25 protein-coding genes are annotated in these 20,927 nt (G+C 34.7%); 23 read left to right on the top strand and 2 right to left on the bottom strand.

Annotated features, from left to right (window positions below; translation table 11 throughout):
- Positions 1 to 11: 11 nt before the first annotated feature.
- From BST91_RS05695 to BST91_RS05720, 7 genes are all read left to right on the top strand, one after another.
- Positions 12 to 611, top strand: a complete 600-nt coding sequence (locus tag BST91_RS05695) for a hypothetical protein (RefSeq protein WP_085774790.1) — start codon at positions 12 to 14, stop codon at positions 609 to 611.
- Positions 612 to 716: 105 nt separating this feature from the next.
- Positions 717 to 1,046: a hypothetical protein gene (locus tag BST91_RS05700; protein WP_085774791.1), complete on the top strand. Its 330-nt coding sequence runs from the start codon at positions 717 to 719 to the stop codon at positions 1,044 to 1,046.
- Between the two features lie 64 nt (positions 1,047 to 1,110).
- On the top strand, positions 1,111 to 1,572 hold the full coding sequence (locus BST91_RS05705; protein ID WP_157546905.1) for a hypothetical protein: 462 nt from the start codon (positions 1,111 to 1,113) through the stop codon (positions 1,570 to 1,572).
- A 154-nt stretch (positions 1,573 to 1,726) separates the two neighbouring features.
- Positions 1,727 to 2,971 (top strand): serine hydrolase domain-containing protein, encoded by a 1,245-nt coding sequence (locus tag BST91_RS05710; protein WP_085774793.1) that lies wholly within the window; start codon positions 1,727 to 1,729, stop codon positions 2,969 to 2,971.
- Between the two features lie 155 nt (positions 2,972 to 3,126).
- The gene (locus BST91_RS13275) at positions 3,127 to 3,297 is read left to right on the top strand and encodes a RidA family protein (protein WP_244895697.1); all 171 of its coding nucleotides are present in this window, start codon (positions 3,127 to 3,129) and stop codon (positions 3,295 to 3,297) included.
- Positions 3,294 to 3,584, top strand: coding sequence for a RidA family protein (locus tag BST91_RS13280; RefSeq protein ID WP_244895698.1), 291 nt, complete (start codon positions 3,294 to 3,296; stop codon positions 3,582 to 3,584). The genes BST91_RS13275 and BST91_RS13280 overlap by 4 nt, the downstream gene beginning before the upstream one ends.
- A 146-nt stretch (positions 3,585 to 3,730) precedes the next feature.
- Complete coding sequence (locus BST91_RS05720; RefSeq protein ID WP_085774794.1) at positions 3,731 to 4,792, top strand: acyltransferase family protein; 1,062 nt, start codon at positions 3,731 to 3,733, stop codon at positions 4,790 to 4,792.
- Between the two features lie 169 nt (positions 4,793 to 4,961).
- Here the strand turns inward: BST91_RS05720 and BST91_RS05725 are convergent, their stop codons facing one another.
- Positions 4,962 to 5,552 carry an NAD(P)H-dependent oxidoreductase gene (locus BST91_RS05725; protein WP_085774795.1) on the bottom strand — a complete coding sequence of 197 codons (591 nt, stop codon included), beginning with the start codon at positions 5,550 to 5,552 and terminating at the stop codon, positions 4,962 to 4,964.
- 92 nt (positions 5,553 to 5,644) lie between these two features.
- Here BST91_RS05725 and BST91_RS05730 point away from each other — a divergent pair, with 92 nt between their 5' ends.
- From BST91_RS05730 to BST91_RS05800, 15 genes are all read left to right on the top strand, one after another.
- Entirely contained in the window at positions 5,645 to 6,550 is a 906-nt protein-coding gene (locus BST91_RS05730) for a LysR family transcriptional regulator (protein WP_085774796.1), read from the top strand.
- Positions 6,551 to 6,704: 154 nt separating this feature from the next.
- Positions 6,705 to 7,100 (top strand): hypothetical protein, encoded by a 396-nt coding sequence (locus BST91_RS05735; RefSeq protein WP_085774797.1) that lies wholly within the window; start codon positions 6,705 to 6,707, stop codon positions 7,098 to 7,100.
- 259 nt (positions 7,101 to 7,359) lie between these two features.
- Complete coding sequence (locus tag BST91_RS05740) at positions 7,360 to 7,947, top strand: Crp/Fnr family transcriptional regulator (protein WP_085774798.1); 588 nt, start codon at positions 7,360 to 7,362, stop codon at positions 7,945 to 7,947.
- A gap of 62 nt (positions 7,948 to 8,009) precedes the next feature.
- The gene (locus BST91_RS05745; RefSeq protein ID WP_085774799.1) at positions 8,010 to 8,462 is read left to right on the top strand and encodes a carboxymuconolactone decarboxylase family protein; all 453 of its coding nucleotides are present in this window, start codon (positions 8,010 to 8,012) and stop codon (positions 8,460 to 8,462) included.
- A gap of 234 nt (positions 8,463 to 8,696) precedes the next feature.
- On the top strand, positions 8,697 to 9,389 hold the full coding sequence (locus BST91_RS05750) for a DUF6624 domain-containing protein (RefSeq protein ID WP_244895699.1): 693 nt from the start codon (positions 8,697 to 8,699) through the stop codon (positions 9,387 to 9,389).
- A gap of 124 nt (positions 9,390 to 9,513) precedes the next feature.
- On the top strand, positions 9,514 to 10,479 hold the full coding sequence (locus BST91_RS05755) for a TolB-like translocation protein (RefSeq protein WP_085774800.1): 966 nt from the start codon (positions 9,514 to 9,516) through the stop codon (positions 10,477 to 10,479).
- A 43-nt stretch (positions 10,480 to 10,522) separates the two neighbouring features.
- Complete coding sequence (locus tag BST91_RS05760) at positions 10,523 to 11,074, top strand: DinB family protein (RefSeq protein WP_085774801.1); 552 nt, start codon at positions 10,523 to 10,525, stop codon at positions 11,072 to 11,074.
- A gap of 116 nt (positions 11,075 to 11,190) precedes the next feature.
- A complete protein-coding gene (locus tag BST91_RS05765; RefSeq protein ID WP_085774802.1) occupies positions 11,191 to 11,634 on the top strand; it encodes a GNAT family N-acetyltransferase in 444 nt (147 codons plus the stop codon).
- A 208-nt stretch (positions 11,635 to 11,842) separates the two neighbouring features.
- Positions 11,843 to 12,352: a hypothetical protein gene (locus BST91_RS05770; protein ID WP_085774803.1), complete on the top strand. Its 510-nt coding sequence runs from the start codon at positions 11,843 to 11,845 to the stop codon at positions 12,350 to 12,352.
- 378 nt (positions 12,353 to 12,730) lie between these two features.
- Complete coding sequence (locus BST91_RS05775) at positions 12,731 to 13,171, top strand: PhlB family protein (protein ID WP_085774804.1); 441 nt, start codon at positions 12,731 to 12,733, stop codon at positions 13,169 to 13,171.
- A 335-nt stretch (positions 13,172 to 13,506) separates the two neighbouring features.
- On the top strand, positions 13,507 to 13,944 hold the full coding sequence (locus BST91_RS05780) for a hypothetical protein (protein ID WP_244895700.1): 438 nt from the start codon (positions 13,507 to 13,509) through the stop codon (positions 13,942 to 13,944).
- A gap of 417 nt (positions 13,945 to 14,361) precedes the next feature.
- Positions 14,362 to 16,779, top strand: a complete 2,418-nt coding sequence (locus BST91_RS05785) for a TonB-dependent receptor (RefSeq protein WP_244895701.1) — start codon at positions 14,362 to 14,364, stop codon at positions 16,777 to 16,779.
- 11 nt (positions 16,780 to 16,790) lie between these two features.
- Positions 16,791 to 18,146: a hypothetical protein gene (locus BST91_RS05790; RefSeq protein WP_085774806.1), complete on the top strand. Its 1,356-nt coding sequence runs from the start codon at positions 16,791 to 16,793 to the stop codon at positions 18,144 to 18,146.
- Between the two features lie 247 nt (positions 18,147 to 18,393).
- The gene (locus BST91_RS05795; RefSeq protein ID WP_085775686.1) at positions 18,394 to 19,125 is read left to right on the top strand and encodes an acetolactate decarboxylase; all 732 of its coding nucleotides are present in this window, start codon (positions 18,394 to 18,396) and stop codon (positions 19,123 to 19,125) included.
- Between the two features lie 21 nt (positions 19,126 to 19,146).
- A complete protein-coding gene (locus tag BST91_RS05800; protein WP_085774807.1) occupies positions 19,147 to 19,440 on the top strand; it encodes a hypothetical protein in 294 nt (97 codons plus the stop codon).
- Positions 19,441 to 19,465: 25 nt separating this feature from the next.
- Here BST91_RS05800 and BST91_RS13385 read toward each other — a convergent pair whose 3' ends face one another.
- The gene (locus BST91_RS13385; protein WP_262497009.1) at positions 19,466 to 19,591 is read right to left on the bottom strand and encodes a hypothetical protein; all 126 of its coding nucleotides are present in this window, start codon (positions 19,589 to 19,591) and stop codon (positions 19,466 to 19,468) included.
- A 107-nt stretch (positions 19,592 to 19,698) separates the two neighbouring features.
- Between BST91_RS13385 and BST91_RS05805 the strand changes: the two genes are divergently transcribed.
- A complete protein-coding gene (locus BST91_RS05805) occupies positions 19,699 to 20,919 on the top strand; it encodes a serine hydrolase domain-containing protein (RefSeq protein ID WP_085774808.1) in 1,221 nt (406 codons plus the stop codon).
- Positions 20,920 to 20,927: the final 8 nt, after the last annotated feature.

Consider the following 20,927-nt stretch of genomic DNA (forward strand, 5'->3'; position numbering starts at 1 on the left):
TTTGAAAAAAAATGATATTCATCTTAATATTTTGCGGAATTCTTCTTGGATTAAATTTAATTCCAGAGCTTATTAGGAAAGAATACCCCAAAATCGAAAAAATTATTGCTCGAATCGTGCTTTTTGCGACCATAATATTCCTGATTTTGATTTTATTATCGCTTGTTGGAATTAGACTCAAAGGACTTTATACGGACACAATAATCAGTCTGGCTTTTTTGATATCAAGTTTTACTTATTTTGCAACGAAAAAGAATACAAGGAATAAAATAATATCAATTGTAATCTTATTTCCATTGATTTTAGTTGGTTTCTACTTCCAATTTTTTAGTCAAAATTTGGGAACATATAAAGTAAATGACGAACTGAATATAAAAATTAGCCAAGAAGGTTTTTTGGCTTGTGGAGAAATAATTCAACTAACTAAATCGAGACTTCTGGTTTTTGAAAAGGAATTGATTTATGATACTAACCAATGCTTAAGAGGAATAAACAGAATTGAAACGATTAAATTTAATAAAAGACGTGCTGAATTTTTAATTTATCACAACGGAGAAATGGACTCTGAAAACCCTTATCATTACGAAATAGAGAATACAAACCTGTGGTAACAACTTATATAATCCATTGCTTGGAAAAGCTTGATTACAAAAATCCTTGCGGATATTAAGTTTGTTGTGCGCTCGCTAAATCAAGTGAAAAATCCTGATATTTAAATGAAAAATGAAAACCTTACCGATTTACCTCTAATGGGTAAGCTAATTTTTGATGCTAAACATGTAAAGCTTTTTAAATCAAGTGCTGAAGAGCTTACATTATTGATTGAAGACACAGAATTGTTTGATTACCTAGATGACTGTTTAATCGAAAAAACCAATATTAAAATTAACCATTACCAGCAAATCAATGTTAATTCTCTTATTCTTTATCTAATTTTCTTTGACAACGACCAAAAAGAAAAATTGATAGAATTCATTAATAGTCTTGATACTAATGAAATAAACAAAATTTGGAGGCTAAATAATAAAAAACCAGATGTAGAATAGAACAACAGAGTTTTTTCAAGATTCTTTGTATACCAGCAACCTCAACCAATCAATAGTGATAAAGTTGATTAAATATATAATTATAGTTTTTATTGCGACTGGAATAGTATTGTCATTAATTTTTGGTATTGAGTATTCCTGTCAAGGAAAAGAAGTTTTTCCTACTTATTTTGGAAGTCCCTTTATTTTTAAAAAGACATCTTTAGGAAGTTCGATGGAATTTTTCTACAGTGTTTCTGGATTAATCGTGAATATTATCATTTGGAGTATTTTAATCACATGGATTAATAGATTAGCTCTCAGACTAATTCAAAAATCTAGATTAAAATTTATTTTTTACTCAATTTATAAAACAGTTGTCGTGTTGCTTCTCCTTTTCTCCATATTAAACATCATTATTGATTCTTCTTTAATGGGAAATGGATTTCAGAAGGGTTTAAATTATTGGTATATAGATCTTGATAAAGAAGCTGAAGACTGGGAAATGAATTGTGATGGAAAATGGATATCTTTAAAAAGTAAATAAATTACTACCTGCCTGAAAAGGAAGTATCCACCTTTGAATCTGTAATGATGTTTCTTTGGGCGGTTTTTAGCTAATTATAATTGCAACATCAATAAAAATTCAAACTACACGCCATTTTTTTACTAGCTTTAAACCATACAAGCAACACTAACCAATGAAAAAAATAAAAAGAATTGCGCTCGTTTTACTCGCGCTTGTAATTTGGACAGCATTTGTAGGCTTTGGATTTATTGACGGCTTTCTATTGCGCCCTATCACCTCAAAAAATACTTCTGATAGTTTTATAAACGCTACCCAGGATGTGGTTGATCAAGAGTTCGTGGGCAATTTTGCCATGACTCTTATAGAAAACGGTGAGGTTTCACAAGAATATTTCTATGCCCAACAAGGTAACGTAGATCAAAATACCGTTTTTCCTGTTGCCTCTATAAGTAAATGGATCACCTCGTTTGGAGTTTTAAAACTGGTACAACAAGGTAACATAGATCTAGACACACCGGTTGATAGGTACCTAACTCGATGGCAATTACCCGACAGTGATTTTGACAACAATAAAGTAACAGTAAGACGCTTGTTATCACATTCCTCAGGATTGATTGACGATTTAGGTTACAATGGTTTTGCGGCTACTGACAGCATACAAACAATTGAAGAATCCCTAAATAAAGCTGCAGACACAGATTACTCTGATGGTGTGGCAATGGTAGGAGTTGAACCTGGAAGCCAGTACTTATATTCTGGCGCTGGTTATACCATCCTACAATTACTTATTGAAGAAGTAAGCGGTCAACCCTTTACCCAGTATATGAAAAATGAGGTTCTTGACCCGTTAGAAATGTACCATTCTACCTTTCAATATCAGGACGCGACCAATAAACAACTAGCTCAAGTCTATAAAGAAAATGGTGAGGTACGACCTATGAACAGGTTCACCGCACTAGCTGCTGCCGGATTGTACACTACTACTCACGATCTAGCTAAATTTTTAAACGCAAATGTGTCTGAAAATCCCGTGCTTTCAAGCTCAACTATTAATGAAATGGCCACTGCCGAAACCTTTATAGGCACCACTGGTATTTATGGTTTGGGACCTCATCTTTATAGTCAAAATGACAAAGACTCTCAAATAATTGGGCACGATGGTAGCGGTAATAACGCCATCAATACGGCGGCTAGAATTGACCTTAAATCCAAAGACGGCATCATTATTCTGGAAACGGGTAATTATGATATCGCATCGCGCATGGCAGATGAATGGATCTTCTGGAAAGCAGGAATTGCCGATTACGTAGTAATGCAACGCAATAAATCCTACCTTTTGACCTTGTTGCTGGTAGGTTATCTTCTAATTATTATCGGCGCTATTTTTATATTCAAAAGCAGTAGCAAGCAGTCATAAAGGCTTTCTGCATGCAATAGTTACCGCAGTTTTTAGCTCTTGACTATGATTAATCGTACCTAATAGTAGGAAGGTTATTCCGCTTTCGCGAAAGCGTAAACACCACACCACTACTCTATAACAACAAACACGTTGAACCTGCACACACAGCCATCATGAACGAACTGAAAAATTTAAAAAAATTAGGCTACAACTTACCAGAAGCTTCCACTCCAGGTGGTAGTTATGTTTCGGTTAATGTAAGAGGTCGTATTGCCTATATAGCGATTCAATTTCCCATTTTAAACGGAATCTATAAATTTCAAGGAAAACTGGAAAAGAAGTGACAACACAGCAAGGATACCAAGCCATGGAATTGTGCGCGTTAAATGTACTAGCGCAAATAAAGGAAAAAATAGGTTTTGATAACCTACTAGGGATTAACCACATAGATGCGTATTATCAAGCTGCGCCCGATTGGGATGAATCACCGCAGGTAGTTAATGGAGCCTCTGATTTGTTTTTAAAAATTTTGGAAGAGAAAGGACAACACAGTCGGGCAATTTTTGGAGTGCACGACCTGCCTAGCAACTTCTGCGTTGGGTTAACGGTTACCTGTACGTTACACAATTAGGCAGCTATTGATTGAATAAAACATTCCATAAATAAACTGATTATAAGGTATAGTTGCTATTCGTTATGGAATAATCGATCAAATAGTTATTGAAATTGTACTTTTAGAAACTTAAAACCCAACACGAGATACAACCACCACAAGGAATGAGTAGAACGCATTTTCACACCTTTGACGCCATGCGTTTTTTTGCCTTTTTACTGGTGTTTCTATTGCATTTACCCAAAACCAACATTCCCTATGTCGATTTTTTCTTAAAGAGCGGTTCTATAGGTGTTATTTTCTTCTTTGTATTGAGTGGTTTTCTCATTACATACATCCTACTTTATGAAAAGGAAAACCGTGGTCGTATATCCCTTAAAAAGTTTTTTGCACGCAGAATTCTTAGGATCTGGCCGTTATTTTATTTGCTTGTAGCATTTGCTTACTTATCGCCTTATTTGCTCAGGCTATTCCATATTCCTTTTGAAAATCAAGGCTATGAACCTAGGCTATGGGTATCCTTACTATTTGCAGAAAATTACATGATGATGATCACCGATCAATTTCCCGATGGTGCTCCTTTACGAGTAATGTGGTCCATTTGTATAGAGGAACATTTTTATATTCTTTGGGGCATTTTATTCTATTTGCTGCCCGTTAAACGCATTCTTCCTCTATCGCTTTGTTGCATATTGCTCGCATATATGGTGCGGTTTATTTATGCGTATTACGACATTGCTCCCATAGATTTATTTACACATCTGGACTATTTTGCCTTTGGTGCTATACCAGCGTACTTGTTCATGTATAAAAAACACACGATTGAGCAACTCAATAAAATTCCTAAGGCTGTCAAATACCTTTTTGCATTAATAACACTAGGCGTAGTATTCACTATACCTAACCTAGAATGGGAACAAATAGATTATCTTTTTCCTTTATTATGGGGAATACTTTTCTCAGTTTGTATACTCTTCACCTTGGGAAGCAATCCGCTAAGGATAAGTAACAATTCCTGGTTGACAAAGTTGGGGTTATACACCTATGGTTTGTATTTATACCATACCATTATCATCTTGTTGCTGTTGAAATTTATTCCCGTATTACAATTCTCGCATTGGCTATTACTATCGGCTAGCGCACTACTGCTCACAATACTTGTGAGTATCATCTCCTATCGTGTATTTGAAAAACCCTTTTTAAGATTGAAAAAGCACTTCTATTAATTTTGATAACCAACGCTGCACAACCCATCAATAAGGTATATCTGCAGGAATGACAGGATCCCGCAAAACAATCTAGATAATCATGGAGTTAAAAATTGTTGGGTTGTTGAGTACGCTTTCGCGAAAGCGTACTAATTCAAGACCCTTTTTGGTAATACTCAGACTTTATCTAGTTAAAATGTTGGTCCAAAAAATGCTGGTATTTGGTTAGCTCTTTTTCAACATCGGCATTTTTTTCAATATCATGAAAATGAGTAGTGCCTAGTAAACTAAGACCGATAAATTGATTCATTTTGTGAAAACCGAACAAAGGTCCATCATCGACGCTGGTCTGATTGAAAAATTCATTTTTAAGAGTAAAGGCCTCTTGCGGTGCATTCCAACTGGTGGTCAGTAGGTACTTTTTACCATGCAAACTACCACCTGTACCATAGTTTATTGCAGGATTGCTCCTGCTCCTACCATCACTTTTATAGATTCCTTTTTGATGTCCGGCTGTAAAAACTTTATCCAGGTATTCCTTAAAACCAAAAGGTAGTTGAAACCACCAAATAGGCGTGTGATAAATGATAACATCGGCCCAAACGAATTTCTCCACTTCTTCTTGTAACTCATAACTATCGCCTACTTGAGTGGTTTTGATTGTATAATTACCAGTAGACTGTAAATGGGAAACAGTAGTTTCTAATAAGGTTCTATTGAATCGGCCAGGAGAATGTGCGAAAGCATGACCACCATTGATAATAAAGATATTTTTCATTGTTTCTAAATTCAAATTTTAGACAAAATTACAGGCCGTACATGTATTATAAAAATAATATAAATTATACATTTGTATAAATATTTTAATACATGATGAATTTAGAATGGTATAGGACATTCATAGCGATTTATGAAAAACATACCTTGACTAAGGCAGCCGAATATTTATATACCTCACAACCAGGAGTAAGTGTTCATTTAAATGCGCTGGAATCCTACATTGGTAAAAAACTATTTGAACGTACATCTAGGAAAATGATTCCTACTGAAGACGGCAAGCTCTTGTACAGCAATATCATTGAACCTATTAAAAAATTAGAACGCGCCGAACAGCACTTTAAAAGAACTTCAAAAGATGTTATTCCTTCTATTAATATAGGTATGTGTACAGAAACGTTCCAATCCATTCTTGAAAATGAAGTGCCTACTTTACCCTTTAATCTAGTGGCAAAATTTGGAGAACATCAAGACCTAATGAAAGATTTGAATAAAGGTTTGCTTGACCTAGTTATCACACCTCGTAAACATGATAAGTACACGCTTACACAGTACGAGGCGTTTGCACAAGAACATATTGTTATGGTTGCTGGTAGCGATACAGATGTCAAACAGATTACAGCATTAATCGAGGAACAGAATTTCGATCTTTTAGAATCCGAATTAAAAACAAGAGTATGGTACAGTGCTTCTAATGAAATGGAGCATTTCAGACGCTTTTGGTACGAGAGTTTTAAGAAGCGAGTAGATTTTAAACCTAATTATATTTTACCGAATATTGGTTCTATCATAAGATGTATTGAAAATAACAACGGATTTGCCATTGTTCCCGATTTTTTGGTCAAATCATCGATTGAAGGTAATAAAGTAAAACTTGTCTGGCGTGGTAAAAAGGCTGTTTCAAATACCTTATATTTCGCTACTAGAGAAGATTTAAAATTTAAGAAAGAGATCAACTGTATCAAAGATATCTTTATAAGAAAAATGAAGAATACTTAGGTGCTTGGTGTATAGCCAGAAGTTTGTCAAAATATGAGTAATGCAGACTATAAACCATTCTTTTAGAGTTAAATGAGCACTATTATGTTCTACCCTATTAAATTTTCCTTCAAATTATAAATTACGTCTTAACCACAAATACTACCAACTCATTATGTTTTTTCCTAAGGACATTCTTTATGTCAAATTATACTTGGATAAGATTGAAATTAGAAATATTCGAACTTTAAAATCCAATACTTCTTATCCACAATTAAAATACTCAAATGATAGGCTGTTAGTTGCTAATTTTGATCATGCATGTACTGAATTAAAAAAGAGTATTGCCCAAGTAACGACCAATAATAGACTTACCAAAATTGCAACTGTCGTTTTTCAACCCATGCATACTAGTATTACTGATTTTAGTCAGGTAGAATTAATGAGTTTTAGGGATTTATGTAACACTTGTGGAGCTTGTAAAGTATTTCTTTATTTGGAAAAAGACACATTAACAGATGCAAGTATTTTACAAAATTTAACTTCTAAAAATTCCGTTTTTACCATTTGATGAAAATCCTCAATTGCTGTGACTGGATAATTCTGGTTGCATTTATTCCGTGGACAGCACATTCAAAAGTTCATTTAAAGAATAAAGTATTTAAGTATTATCAGGTTTTATAAATAAGCACTAGGTATACTTAACAAAAAACAAAGCTAGATTCTTGATGATTTGGGTAATTTAGTACAGGAATACACCAAGAAGTAACTAGATTAAAAATCTTACTGTAACCTATTTATACATAACCCAATTAAGCTATTAATAAATAATGATGCTGACCGAAAAAGAACAATTATCCAAGTATTTAAATAGATATGCCTATATAGCTCAGGAAGAAGTTGACATTATGTTCAGATTAATGGAAATTCGTAAAACAAAAAAATCTGAATACCTTCTAGAAGCAGGCAATACTTGTAGATATCAGTACTTTATTTTAAACGGTTTAACCCGAACCTTTTACATTGACAGTAACGGAAATGAAAAAATAACTCAATTTGCTATGGAGAATTGGTGGGTTACCAATTGGCATAGTTATAAAAGTGAAACACCATCTGAGAGTTACATACAAGCATTGGAAAATACTACTGTATTACAAATAAGAAAATCTGATCTAGAACATGTTTTTGAGGAAATTCCCAGTCTTGAACGAGCATTCAGAAAAATAACCGAAAATTGGCTTATCGCCATTCAAAGGCGCAGCGAGTTCTATCTTAAATTAGACAGTAAAAGCAGGTATGAAAAATTCATTTCAGCTCTACCTGACTTCGCACAGCGCGTACCACAATACATGATCGCTTCCTATTTAGAAATCACACCTCAACATTTAAGCACGATAAGAGCAAAACTTGTTTATTAAGATATCTTAACTTAATTCGTGTTTCTGAAAAATACATTTGTTCCTGATAAAACAAATAAAACATGGAACGAATATCATTTAAAGAAATCCCTAATAACGTATTGGAAAAACTAATAGGTTTAGAAAACTATATCAATAACTCAAACCTAGAGATAACATTATTAGAATTAATGCGCCTAAGGGTAGCACAAATTAATGGATGTGCCTACTGTGTTGATATGCATTACAAAGAATTGAAGAGCCTGGGAGAAACCGATTTACGTTTGTCCACGCTCGTGGTTTGGGAAGAAACAAACTTTTTTACCGATAAGGAAAGAGCGGTATTGCGTTTTACAGAAGTACTCACTACACTTAATGGTAGACCTATTTCAAATGCTCAATACAATGATTTAAGTAGTTTTTTCATCAATGATGAGATCATCACTTTAACTTTAGCGATTGCTCAAATCAATACATGGACCAGATTAATGAAAACATTTCAAATCGAGGCTGGTAAGTACAAAGTGAATCATTAAAAACAGAGGTATTTAAACAAGTTTTTAATAGGCCATTCTTGATCAAAAAAGACTTTTATGGATTACGCTTTCGCGAAAGCGTAAACACAACCATCCTAGTGTATAATTAGTGTCATACGTTTAATGAGCAAGCATCTATAGGTACAGGTTGTCCCATTCCTGTTACTTAAAACATGGTATCTTTAACCACAATTAAATGCTTAAACCTACTTGTAACCTTATAACAATATGAAAATGAATATTCATAAAATGGTAATTATCGTGTTAATGATAAGCTTTATAAGTTGTAAAAAACAAGATGTAAAGGATCACTCCGATCACGTGGAAATGAATATGGATTTGAAAAATGAATTGGAAACCATTTTAATCAAAGATCAAGGAATAAGGGAACTTGTAAATGGAAATGTAAGTGATGAAAGAAAAGCAGAATTACTAGTACAAATGCAGATCAATGAATCGGATATTGAAGGAATTAAACGATTTGAACTCATGCAACAAATTGACAGTATTAATCTAGCTAAAATCGAAAAAATCATTGCAGAATATGGTTATCCTGGTAAATCCCTAGTAGGAGAACCTGCAAACAAAGCGGCTTTTTACGTCATACAACATTCCAAACAAATAGGCACCTATTTACCATTGATTAGAAAGGCTGCAGCGGCTAGTGACATCGCTCAAACATCCCTTGCGATGATGGAAGATAGGAACCTGATGGAGCAAGGTCAAGAACAGATTTATGGAACTCAAATCAAAGGAAAAGCCAATAAACAAGGTGCATGGATCTATTTCTTGTGGCCTGTTAAAAATGCAGATTCGGTTAACTTGAGGAGAAAAGAAGTTGGATTTGACCAAAGCCTTGAAGAATACCTAAAAAGTATGGATGTAGAGTTCCAATTGTACACATTAAATGAAGTAAATGAACTGTAACATCTTTTACAACAACTAATTACCTTAATTAAACTCTTTTTTATCTATCTTTAAAAGATTATGACTCATGCTTAACGACTGGTTAGTCGTGCATGCTGTCAATCAATCAAAAAATTAAAAGAGTTTGAAGTATTTTATTGTAACCCTAGCAGTTGCTATAGTCCTCGGTTTGATAGGCTGTGACAGTAAGGAAAAAACATCCCAAATAGCCTATGCCTCGCAACCTATCACCACGCCTACTCCTTTTGCCGAAGGAGTAATTTCAACTAGTGACAATAGCGAGTTTGATATCACCTTTACTCCAGATGGGCGTACAGCCTACTTTTCTAGAAGAGCTCCAGGAGAAAAACAAAAGATCTTTGTCACTCGATTTCTGAATGAATCCTGTTCAACTCCTACCCTAGCCGAATTCTCGACAGATCGTGACGAAACCGCCTTTATTACTCCTGATGGTAAGTATTTTTTCTTTGGATCTGAACGACCGATTCCTGATAAACCCAATCAAGGTAATTTTGATATGAATATCTGGATGATGGAAAAAACTAAAGATGGATGGAGCGATCCAAAACCTTTACCAGAACCTATCAATGAAGTTCAAATTAAAGAGGAAGAATGGCCGTCATCCAACAATAATTTCTTTTTTACCAACGACAATTACAGGTACTATTACACCACGATGATGCGCGGTACACAAAGTGTAAAACTGTATACAACTACCTATGATGGAGAAACATTTTCACAACCCGAAGTGATTAATGGCTTTTTTGATGATGATAAAACCTGGATTTATTCTGCTGTACTTTCTCCAAATGGTGAGTATCTTGTCTTTAACTCTTACGATGCTCCAGGAGGAACCGGTGGTGAAGATATATTCATTTCAAAAAAAACAGTTGATGGATGGAGCAAGGCCAAACCTATAGGAAGCCTTATCAACACAAAGGATGAGGAAAGCAGTCCTCGATTTTCTAGAGACGGCAAGTATTTCTTTTTTAGCCGTGCGGAAAATTTAGGTAATTATGAATACGGTGAATGGAGTATTTATTTTATTGAAACAGAATCGCTCCACCTAGAAAACCTATTTGAACAGTAATTGAAAAACCTAAATGTTCTTCTGAAAAAAATAACTTAGTTCCATGAAAAATACCTCGTACTTTTTTTATTTCACTCTAGTATTTACTTTGCTTTTTACTGTGCAACCTGCCATAGCGCAAGAAGATGACTTTATAAATGAATATATTGAACGGCTGGAACGATCTAAAGAATATTTGATTCTGGTGGCAGAAACCATGCCCGAAGAGCAATATTCCTATCGCCCTACTGAAGAATCTCTCAGTTTTGCTGAAAACTTAATGCATATAGGTTGGGCCATGGATTGGCACAGTCAATCCTTAATGGGTGGAAGACCTGCTAGAGATTGGAACACCGATACAGAACTAAAAGTGGATAAAAAAAGTAAAGCGGAGATGATTGCCAAAATCAAAGAAACCTTTAATCAGACAATAGCGTTTATCCAGAGTTTTGATACGAATAAATTAAGCGAGCGACTGGATTATTTTGGTGCCAATAGAACTAAAAGGCAAATTTTATTATTACTTACCGATCATATTACTCATCATCGAGGTCAAATGCTTGTCCACTTGCGTTTAAATGGTTTAAAACCGCCTAGATATGTTCTTTATCAGTAGTGTATTTGTTTTAGGTTTTGCAAGGATTATAATGATTATCTAATTGCTCAAATCATTTCTTATTGCTTTAAATTTGTGGTTGAAACCTTATGCGACCTACTTAATTAAAACCAATCATGACACATAGAGAGGCTCAGAAAGATAATTTTACTATTTCGACAGATAAAAGCAAATTGGACCTGATTAGTATTCACGAATTTCTTTCTAAAGAAACCGATTGGGCACATGGTATTCCTATTGACACTGTAAAGAAGTCGATTGAAAATTCTTTGTGTTTTGGTGTGTATGATCAAGGTCAACAAATTGGTTTTGCAAGGGTAATTTCAGACTTCTCTACTATTGCTTACCTAGGTGACGTCTATGTTTTAAATGAATATCGCGGTAAGGGTTTGAGCAAGTGGCTCATGGAAGAAATTATGAATCATCCCAACCTACAAGGGTTAAGACGCTGGATTCTACTTACCAATACGGCTGAGTGGTTATACAAGAAATTCGGATTTACAGAAATTCCAAATCCAGAATTTTACATGGAGAAACACGATCCAAATGTTTATAAGTAAGATTAAAAAGTTCTTTTATTAGAAAAATGAACACTTTCAAACCACAAAGAACTGAGATAAAAAACCAACTCATTTCCCATGGTTTGGGTATATTTGAGAAACAAAGAACTATCCACACCAACGACTTCTTTACTTTATGGTAGGCCGCGCATTTTGTTTGAACTTGCCATTCTCAAAGGCTTTTGTAGATAATTAATAACTAATCCATTTGAAGAAAATAAAAGTAAATAACGATTATTGGTTCTCAAGTATTATGGGGTTTTTATTGATATCTGTTGCTCCAGTATCATTTTTAATTAATATACTTTTTAAAAATCATAAAATCTCTGAATTACCAATTTTAGCTCTAGTTATTCTTACGTTGTATTCTTTTCTAACATTATTATTTCTCTATAAACTTCTTACAGAAAGAAATTTTAAAACTCTTAAAAATCAATTTTCTAAAAGAAAAAATATTGAAATTCTGAAAAATAGTTTGGACAAACTTGAATGGTCCTACACTGGTGGAGAAAACGGATATTTAATACGAGATTGGAAGAAAGACAAAAAATTGATCTCTCTTTTACGTTTTGAAGTAGTACCTCGAAGTAATGGAATTTCTTATAATATCATTTATCCAGGCAGATTTAAAGCACGTTTTCCTTTCTTCTTCGGTATCAGGACATATTTAGAATGGAAGTTTAAGAATGAAATTAAAACAACCTACAAATCTATATAATCGGAATTACCAAATGTACTTTTAACTACCAATCTACTTGGAATTGCTAACTTCAGTGCTACTCGAAAATTATTATCTTTAATCCCTATCGAATATTAAAAGTCACTTACGAAAACGGAGAAATCAAGGAAATTCAAGATTATGGTTTGCAAGGAACAATAAACCTGAAAGCTATTTATAAAAAAATGTTTGAAATAAATAAAAACGTAAAATAAATACTTTTAAAAACAAGGGCAATTAGTGATTGCTTGTTCTTGCCTAATTCTGAAGATACTCACGATTTTTCAACCTGTTATTATATATTATTTTTATAGTTTAAACACTAAACCAACCGATTAACTAGGCTAAATGAAATAGTTCTAGGTAATTCATCTTCAAATGGATAAGCGATTTAATGATAACGGAAAATTGTTAACTGAATTCGGAAAATTCCGTACGATAGAATGTCCAAGTTGTAAGAAACCCATAGACTACATTCCTCCAAGAATTGTTTGTATTCATTGTGGATTTAATAAGGAACTTAAGAATCAAACAATGCTATATCAATCGTTCCCAATTTCGTCAATTGAATTAAAAGACTATCTCCAAGCTTCCTGTTGTAAAAATGTATTGTGGGCTCAGAACCTTAATCACTTAAAATTTTTAGAAGATTATGTTCGTGCAGAATTAAGAGAACGAAAGCCAAATATTAATAGAAGTGTCATAAGCCAACTACCTAAGTGGATAAAGGATGCAAAAAATAGATCCGAAATTTTAAAAACTATTAAAGTATTAAAAATGAAACTCAAGAGTAACGGCTACACAAAAAACAAAACCTAAAATGAACTGAGATAAAAAACATCTCTTTTTCTCACGACATGGGTATATTTGAGAAGCAAGATACTAACCAAACTAAATAGTACCATACATTATAGAAGGCGAAACATTCTGTGCTTATTAGCCGTAAACTGTAATTGGTAGCAAAAATTAAAATGAAAAAAGTACTGTACATATTATTAACTCTCTTTTCTACTGTCTCATATGGACAAATCAACGAAACCGACAGTAAAAAGGCCGATTCACTTATTGATAATTTTCAAAATCATATCGATTCGACCAAACAGTTGACTAATTCTGCTAAAGTTTTCTACATCAGCGACAAGTTGTTTAAAGGTATGATATTGACCTTAAAAAATGGGGCCCAAATTGAACTAGACTTAAGATACAAGGACAATTTTCGCGGGTATACAGAATTAGGTGCTGACTTTGAAAATTATCTACTTATCAAGCATCGTGGAGACGGATCAGGAAACCCTGAACAACTCCGAGTAATCAACAAAATAACAGGTGAAGACCATTGGCTCGGAAACTATCCATTCTACCTTGACAAGGAAAATGAAATCGTAGTTTACAAAGCATATACGGAATCATCATCACAAATTGTAGTTCACGATTTCTTGTCAGAAAGAACAGAAACATATCCGACTCCAGATACCAAATGTGAATGTTGCGGATGTTTTGAGATTATCCAATTTGACTACGAGAGTTTCACGATAAAATTTGTTGACCCAGAAGACAATCAGACAGAACTGAAAATGACAAGAAAAAAATAACGTTTATCATCTAAGAAATAAGGGGAAAAACCAACTCTTTTTAGCCCTTTTTTAGTGAACTAATTTTTGAAGCTCCTATCATCAGGCAATCCTAAATTCACTATTGCCAAAATATTCTTTGTCAGTTAGTTCCTTCCTCGAATAAAACTATTTCGTCGTTAAGCAAGTACCTAAAATGATAGGTACATACTTACTCTATATTGATTGCGCTTTCGCGAAAGCGTAACTAGTATCCACCTTTACATTATATCCGTGCTGTAAAAAAGTGAATGGTAAACTCACAAATTCTATAATTAGCACACTAACAACTGTTCAATAATAGATTCTCATTCTAGTCTTAAAATAAAACAATATATATCTTATTTTTATTTGGATTGAATCTAAATAGAGAATAAGTTTGCACCCAAAATTGAACCATTGAAACATTTTTGGGTAATAAGCATGGTACTACTTTGTGGAATAAAATCTTATTCACAACAAGGTACCCTTCAGGGATATGTTTTTTTTGATACTAATCAACCAGCACTTGCAGCATCTATTATTGTAAAGAACACAAACCTTAAAAAAGAGGCTACTGCTGGTGTTAAAGGTGATTTTAAAATCAAGAACCTTCCTTACGGTACTTATCTTCTTGAAATTACCTCATTAAATGCAAAATCCTTCACGCAAACAATCACTATCGATCAACCTTCAACGAGCCTATACCCTATTCTTGAATTTACCGATTTACAAGAATTGCAGGAAGTGCTAGTAAAAACTGAAACGGACAAACGCCGCAAGGAAACTCAAGGTTTTTCGGTAACACTTATAAATACCGAAGAAGCCGGGACTAGAAACATTCAAACCAATGAGTTATTAAATAATGCGGTTGGTGTTAAACTGAGACAAAATGGTGGATTGGGTTCACAGGTCCAGTACAGTTTGAATGGGTTGTCAGGAAGTTCGGTTAGTATTTTTATTGATGGAATTCCTATATCGATGTACGGTTCTTCCTTTAATTTAAATAGCATTCCGCCAGCACTTATTGAAGATATTGAAGTGTATAAAGGTGTAGTGCCTGGTCATCTGGCAGATGATGCTCTAGGTGGCGTGATTAACGTTATTCTAAAAAAAGGAACAAAAAGCAATTTAAACGCGTCGGTTTCCTATGGATCTTTCAACACCTTTCAATCTAATGTAAATGGCTTATATAGGCTGGACAAATCTGGTTTTACAGTCAAAGCTTCTGGTTTTTACAACTATACTGACAATGATTATAAAATAAGTGGTCCTACTATTGTGGACATAGGATTAGGTGGTCAAGAAACACGTATTACAGCACGCAGATTTCACGATGCTTATAGATCAGTAGGTGGTATCCTTCAAGTAGGTTACACCAATGTTTCCTGGGCCGATCAATTTTTTGTAGGCCTTACTGGATCAGATGATTACAAAGAAGTACAACATGGTGCTTTTGTTACCAAAATCCCTTACAAAGGAAGATTCCTAGAGTCTGATGCGCTGCTTGCCAATCTGACTTACCAGAAGAAGGATCTATTTGTAAAAGGTCTTGATGTAAATGTAAATGGTCTTATAGGCCAGCGCAATCGTGTGGTTAACGATACTGTAGCACAGGCTTATAGCTGGACTGGCGATAGAGCTATTGATTTTCAAGGAAACGAATTTGAATATACATGGGGCTCACAACAAGAAGGTGGTCCTACCCTACTACATATTAATAGGAAAGTGGCTTCCATAAGATCTGGATTGTCTTATGCTTTTAATCAAGATAATAGGATTCTTGTAAATCATGTTTACAGTGGTCTGGATCGCGTGGATGAGGATAGATGGTTAAGTACGTTAGAGAATTCTTTGGCACAATCCAGCAATTTGTATAAAAACATTTACTCGCTGAGTTATGAACTGGATCTTTTTGAAGACAGATGGAAGCTAAACGCCTTTGGTAAACATTACCGCCAGAAGGTAGAAAACATCAAACCAGAATTTAATGATGACCGCACTCAAATTGTTGATGAGGTATTCACCAGCAATAAAAATTACAACGGTTACGGATTTGCCACTTCGTACGCCATAAGGGACGACTTTATGGTTTTACTTTCGGCAGAAAGAGCAATACGTTTACCTAGCGAGAATGAAGTTTTTGGTGATGCTGGTGACAATATTATCCCTAACCTAACTGTACAGCCAGAAATTAGTGAAAATGTAAATCTAGGGTTTCGATTAGGAAAGTATACGTATAAAAAGCATGAGATCAGTCTTTCTACTAACCTCTTTTCTCGACGTATTAAAGACTTGATAGGCTTACCGGCAAATGCCGAAGAGCTAGGTGAAAATGATGAACTGGTACAGTTTGACAATTTCAATGAAGAAACAAACTCTAGAGGCTTTGAAGCCCAAGTACAGTACAATTACGATAATAATTTGGGCATCAATTTTAATGTCTCAAAACTTAGATTAAAAACTCAAAACCGCCGTGGTCAAACTGTTGATATTCCTAATACACCTTTATTTACTATGAATACGGCCGTTAGGTATTCCATTAAAAATTTCTTACAGAAAAAGGCTAGACTTGATTTGTTTTACAACCATTACTTCACCGATGAATTTTCATACCAACTAGCACAAGGTAGGAATGTAAGCGGTCTAGATGCCTTCTTAATCCCTACCCAATTTGTACACGATTTTGGCTTCAGTTATGCTTTTCCTAAACAGGATGTAGTCCTAAGCTTTGATATAAAAAACATGTTCAATGCCGATGCTTTTGATAACCGGTCTGTTCAAAAGCCTGGTCGAGCATTTTATTTAAAACTCAACTATTTCATCAACAAATTTTAATCACAATAACTATGAAAAAAAGATTTCTAAAATTTAGATCTATAAGTATCGCCATTGCTGCTCTTACTCTAGTAGTAGGTTGTAGCGACGACGATGAATCACCTAATGAACCTACTAACAATGCAGATAGGTGGATTACTGTTGCCGCAGCACGCATGGGAACAAATCCTGGTGATGGTAATGGAGGAACCTTAATTTACTCACTGAGTAAAGAAGAGGCTCAAGACCCTAGCATTTCTATTGAACCTTTTGATAATGGGTTTATAGTTCCATCAAACCGTACAGCTCGTTTACAAGCTTCAGAAGATGGAAGCACTATCTTCAATATAAGCTATGCCGGTGACACTGGCGGTAATTACACTAAATATACCGTTAATGGTGGTCAGGATTTTGTACAAACAGGAACAGAAATAAGTATCGCACCTTATGTAGGAACAGCTCCTAGATGGATAAAGTTGTTCGATGGTGATCAAACTGGTTGTGCCGTATATGTTTCTACAGAGCATGAAGTAGATGACAATGGTACGCCTAATGATGCTACAGATGATACTTATTTAAGAACAGAAGCTACCGTAGGTATCGTTACACTAGACCTACAAGATTCTAGAATTCTAAACTTTCAAGAGATAAGTGTGCCGTTATCATCACAAGAAGAAGCAAATGGATATTATTTCTCACGTGTGGACATGCCTACTTTAAATGCTGCAGGCGACAAACTGTATATAGGTGGACGTTTAAGTAAAATAGATCCGCAAACTTTAGATAGTGATAGCGGTTATGAAATTTTAGGTTCCAAAACTATCGTTCTAGATTACCCTAGTTTAAGCAATCCACAAGTGATTACTTCAAGTGTAGGAACAGGTAATACAAATGGTTACCGCAGCATTAACGCCTTTGAATACAACGGTAGTGTTTATCAGGCAAATCAAGGCGATCCTAACGGTTCACACATTCTTAAAATTGGCCCTAACAATCAGTACGATGATTCGTATGTTTTTAGTCTGGATCAAGCATTAGGAGTAACTGGTTCTTATATTTTGGCATGGAGACCAGCGGCAAATGGTAAAGCAGTAGTTGCTTATCGTCATGATGGTTCACAAGATGGTGTAGCTGGTGCTCAAGGATACTTTGCCCTTGTTGATTTGAATGCTAAAACGGCTACAAAAATTGATCAAATTCCTTATGAGCCTGATTTCTACTTGTTCCAGTATCAAGGTTTTGCTGTTGACGGTAATGATATTTACCTCACCCAAGCACCTGTAGGTAAAGATGGAAACATCTATGTTATCAATACAGAAAGCGGTCAAGTAACTAAGGGTGCACAACTTATCAATGTACCTGGTAGTCACTTTATAGGCGCTTGGTAATTGTCTAATCATGTTTAGTCCACTTAAAGGCTGTCCTAAGCGGACAGCCTTTTTGCTTTACTTTCATTCTTCATTGTATAGGAGTAGCGATCTGATTTTTTAGGGTTTTATAGTAGTTGTAATTACGCTTTCGCGAAAGCGTAAAAACCAATAATCCTTAATATTATGTAGTCCTTGCAGGCAGAAAAACAGTTTGATAGGATTGCTGTATCTTAGTTTTACTAAAAGTATGACCATCACAAATCCTATGAAATTACCATATACTGCAATTGCTGTGCTAGCCAGCCTACTTTTAGGTTGTCATTCTGCCGAAAAGAAAAAAACCACTGAGAAAGAAAAAACCTATGCCGACGTTGAAGTGGTGAGTGCCATGAGAAATGTCATGTGGAAAGGTGAACTGGACAGTAACATACAATTAGATAGCATTTCCGATAAAAAAGGACTTTATGGGATTGGTCCTGTGAGTTATCTACAAGGTGAATTACTCATCAACGATGGTAGTAGTTACGTGTCTACCGTGGTGACAGATTCCGCTATGGAAGTGACCAAAACTTATAAAGTCGGTGCGCCCTTTTTTGTTTATACCCATGTAAAAGAATGGAAACAAGTCGATGTTCCTGCTAGTGTAAAGAACATTAAACAATTAGAAACATTCATCAGTAATCAAGTCCAGGACATAAAAAAACCACTTGCCTTTAAGCTCGCTGGTCATGTTGCTAGCGCTCACATTCATATTCAAAACCTACCTGATGGTGCTGTAGTTTCATCACCGCAGGAAGCACACCAAGGTCAAGTAAATTATAAATTATATGATGAGGCTGTTGAGATTGTAGGCTTCTACTCTACCGAGCACAAAGGAATTTTTACACATCACGATTCCTTTGTACACATGCATTTAATAACGCAGGATGAGCTTCAAATGGGACATCTTGATGAGGTAGAAATTAAGGGCATGAAATTATATTTACCTAGTAAATAGCCTATTAAAGCATTAGAAAAAATGGCATTAGGACTTGGACACTTACTAGATTTAAATAGAAAATTAAAAAACAACAAAAAGTTACTTTCTTCAAAAAAGTCCAAAGCCAGATTAAAAAATCGAATTGGTGGTCGTGGTAAGCATACAGGTAAGTACAAAAAACAATCACCCAATATCTCTAATGCCGAATTAACTTTAATCAAATCTGATATTAAGAATAAAATGATAAAGGAAAATAGAAGAATCAGGTTCCTTACTATTCTTTGTTTTATCCTTTGTATCAGTGTAATATTACTTATCATTTCCGTTCTGTAAAACAGTTCGCTGCAATTTCAAACTTCTATGTAAATGACATAAACATGTATTCCTGGATACTTATTGAAATTAGGGATTTAGGTTGATATTCCGCTTTCGCGAAAGCGTACTGCATACATACAATTAAGAATATTATAATTATTAAAGGCATACCTTGCTGTGTAAACTGTTGATCTAGATGTACAGATAGCAGTAAGCTTTGCTCTACTGTAACAAAAGAATCATCAATAACTCTTTGATATAAATAAAGACTAAAAAATGAAACAAATTTTTATAGTAATCCTAGCATTACTTATCATTTCTTGTCAGGGACAAAACGCCTCAACAATCAGCGTTACAGAAACAAAAGAACAAGTAACAGATTCACTTACCAGTGAGTTGAACAAAATTTATAACAAAGGTTATATCAACGGCTTTTCGGCAGCAATTGTAGATAAAAGCGGGACGCTGTACAACAAAGGTTTTGGTCATGCAGATGTAGAAACTAAAAAACCATACACACAACATACAATTCAAAACGTTGCGTCCATTTCTAAAGTAGTAGTTGGCTTGGCTTTATTAAAAGCGCAAGAAATGGAACTTTTGAATCTTGATGACCCAGTAAATCAACATTTGCCGTTCACTGTTTCAAATCCAAATTATCCCGAAATTCCTATAACCATCCGTCAACTTGTTTCCCACACATCCTCGATTAATGATACCGATTTTTACTGGAGTAAGTGCTATGTTATGATTGATAGTCTATCAAGTGATGAAAAAGAGTTCATGGCTGTTCCTGATAATTTTAATCCAAAAGAAGAGTGGCTACCCTTATCAGAATTTTTAGAAAAGCTGTTGTCTGAAAATGGGGAATGGTACAGCACAGATATTTTTGCGAATAGGAAACCAAACTCGGTCAATCAGTACAGCAATATAGGCGCCGCTTTATGTGCTTTAATTATCGAATCGGCCTCAAACACACCTTTCAATGAATTTTCCAAACAGCATATTTTTGAACCATTAGGAATGGATGCGTCAGGTTGGTTATTCAATGAAATAGAGAGATTAAATTTTACCAAACTGTATCACGATAAGATTGAAATACCGCATTACATTGGTTTAACTTATCCTGATGGTCATTTAATAACTTCTACTAATGATCTAGCATTATTGTTGGCTGAAATTATTAAGGGCTTTGATGGAGATGGAAAACTTTTGACAGTTCCTAGCTACAAAGAGTTTTACAGGTCACAACTAACGAAAGAACAAGTGGAAAAAGGCGATGAAGATAATCTGGGAATCTTCATCGAGAAGTTAACATCACACAAGGTTTACGGTCACAGCGGACAAGATCCAGGTGTTTTTACTTTAATGTTTTTTGATCCAGATAAGAAAATAGGTAGAATATTAATTAAAAACACCGAGAGTGAGAAAGACGAAGCCTTTCAGGCATATTGGGACATATGGAGCAAAATGCAGGAATTTCAAGATCGACTATAACAGTGACT

The sequence above is a fragment of the Nonlabens tegetincola genome (assembly GCF_002117085.1).
In the GTDB taxonomy this organism is placed as follows: Bacteria; Bacteroidota; Bacteroidia; order Flavobacteriales; family Flavobacteriaceae; genus Nonlabens; species Nonlabens tegetincola.

Bases quoted from the DNA above. Each gene is read 5' to 3' on its own strand.
- BST91_RS05750 (WP_244895699.1), top strand. From the start codon at position 8,697: ATGAATATTCATAAAATGGTAATTATCGTGTTAATGATAAGCTTTATA.
- BST91_RS05730 (WP_085774796.1), top strand. From the start codon at position 5,645: ATGATGAATTTAGAATGGTATAGGACATTCATAGCGATTTATGAAAAA.
- BST91_RS05695 (WP_085774790.1), top strand. From the start codon at position 12: ATGATATTCATCTTAATATTTTGCGGAATTCTTCTTGGATTAAATTTA.
- BST91_RS05780 (WP_244895700.1), top strand. From the start codon at position 13,507: ATGATATTGACCTTAAAAAATGGGGCCCAAATTGAACTAGACTTAAGA.
- BST91_RS13385 (WP_262497009.1), bottom strand. From the start codon at position 19,591: ATGCCTTTAATAATTATAATATTCTTAATTGTATGTATGCAGTACGCT.
- BST91_RS05745 (WP_085774799.1), top strand. From the start codon at position 8,010: ATGGAACGAATATCATTTAAAGAAATCCCTAATAACGTATTGGAAAAA.
- BST91_RS13275 (WP_244895697.1), top strand. From the start codon at position 3,127: ATGAACGAACTGAAAAATTTAAAAAAATTAGGCTACAACTTACCAGAA.
- BST91_RS05765 (WP_085774802.1), top strand. From the start codon at position 11,191: ATGACACATAGAGAGGCTCAGAAAGATAATTTTACTATTTCGACAGAT.
- BST91_RS05720 (WP_085774794.1), top strand. From the start codon at position 3,731: ATGAGTAGAACGCATTTTCACACCTTTGACGCCATGCGTTTTTTTGCC.
- BST91_RS05760 (WP_085774801.1), top strand. From the start codon at position 10,523: ATGAAAAATACCTCGTACTTTTTTTATTTCACTCTAGTATTTACTTTG.
- BST91_RS05740 (WP_085774798.1), top strand. From the start codon at position 7,360: ATGATGCTGACCGAAAAAGAACAATTATCCAAGTATTTAAATAGATAT.
- BST91_RS05805 (WP_085774808.1), top strand. From the start codon at position 19,699: ATGAAACAAATTTTTATAGTAATCCTAGCATTACTTATCATTTCTTGT.
- BST91_RS05790 (WP_085774806.1), top strand. From the start codon at position 16,791: ATGAAAAAAAGATTTCTAAAATTTAGATCTATAAGTATCGCCATTGCT.
- BST91_RS05735 (WP_085774797.1), top strand. From the start codon at position 6,705: ATGTTTTTTCCTAAGGACATTCTTTATGTCAAATTATACTTGGATAAG.
- BST91_RS05800 (WP_085774807.1), top strand. From the start codon at position 19,147: ATGGCATTAGGACTTGGACACTTACTAGATTTAAATAGAAAATTAAAA.
- BST91_RS05710 (WP_085774793.1), top strand. From the start codon at position 1,727: ATGAAAAAAATAAAAAGAATTGCGCTCGTTTTACTCGCGCTTGTAATT.
- BST91_RS05795 (WP_085775686.1), top strand. From the start codon at position 18,394: ATGAAATTACCATATACTGCAATTGCTGTGCTAGCCAGCCTACTTTTA.
- BST91_RS05725 (WP_085774795.1), bottom strand. From the start codon at position 5,552: ATGAAAAATATCTTTATTATCAATGGTGGTCATGCTTTCGCACATTCT.
- BST91_RS05775 (WP_085774804.1), top strand. From the start codon at position 12,731: ATGGATAAGCGATTTAATGATAACGGAAAATTGTTAACTGAATTCGGA.
- BST91_RS05700 (WP_085774791.1), top strand. From the start codon at position 717: ATGAAAAATGAAAACCTTACCGATTTACCTCTAATGGGTAAGCTAATT.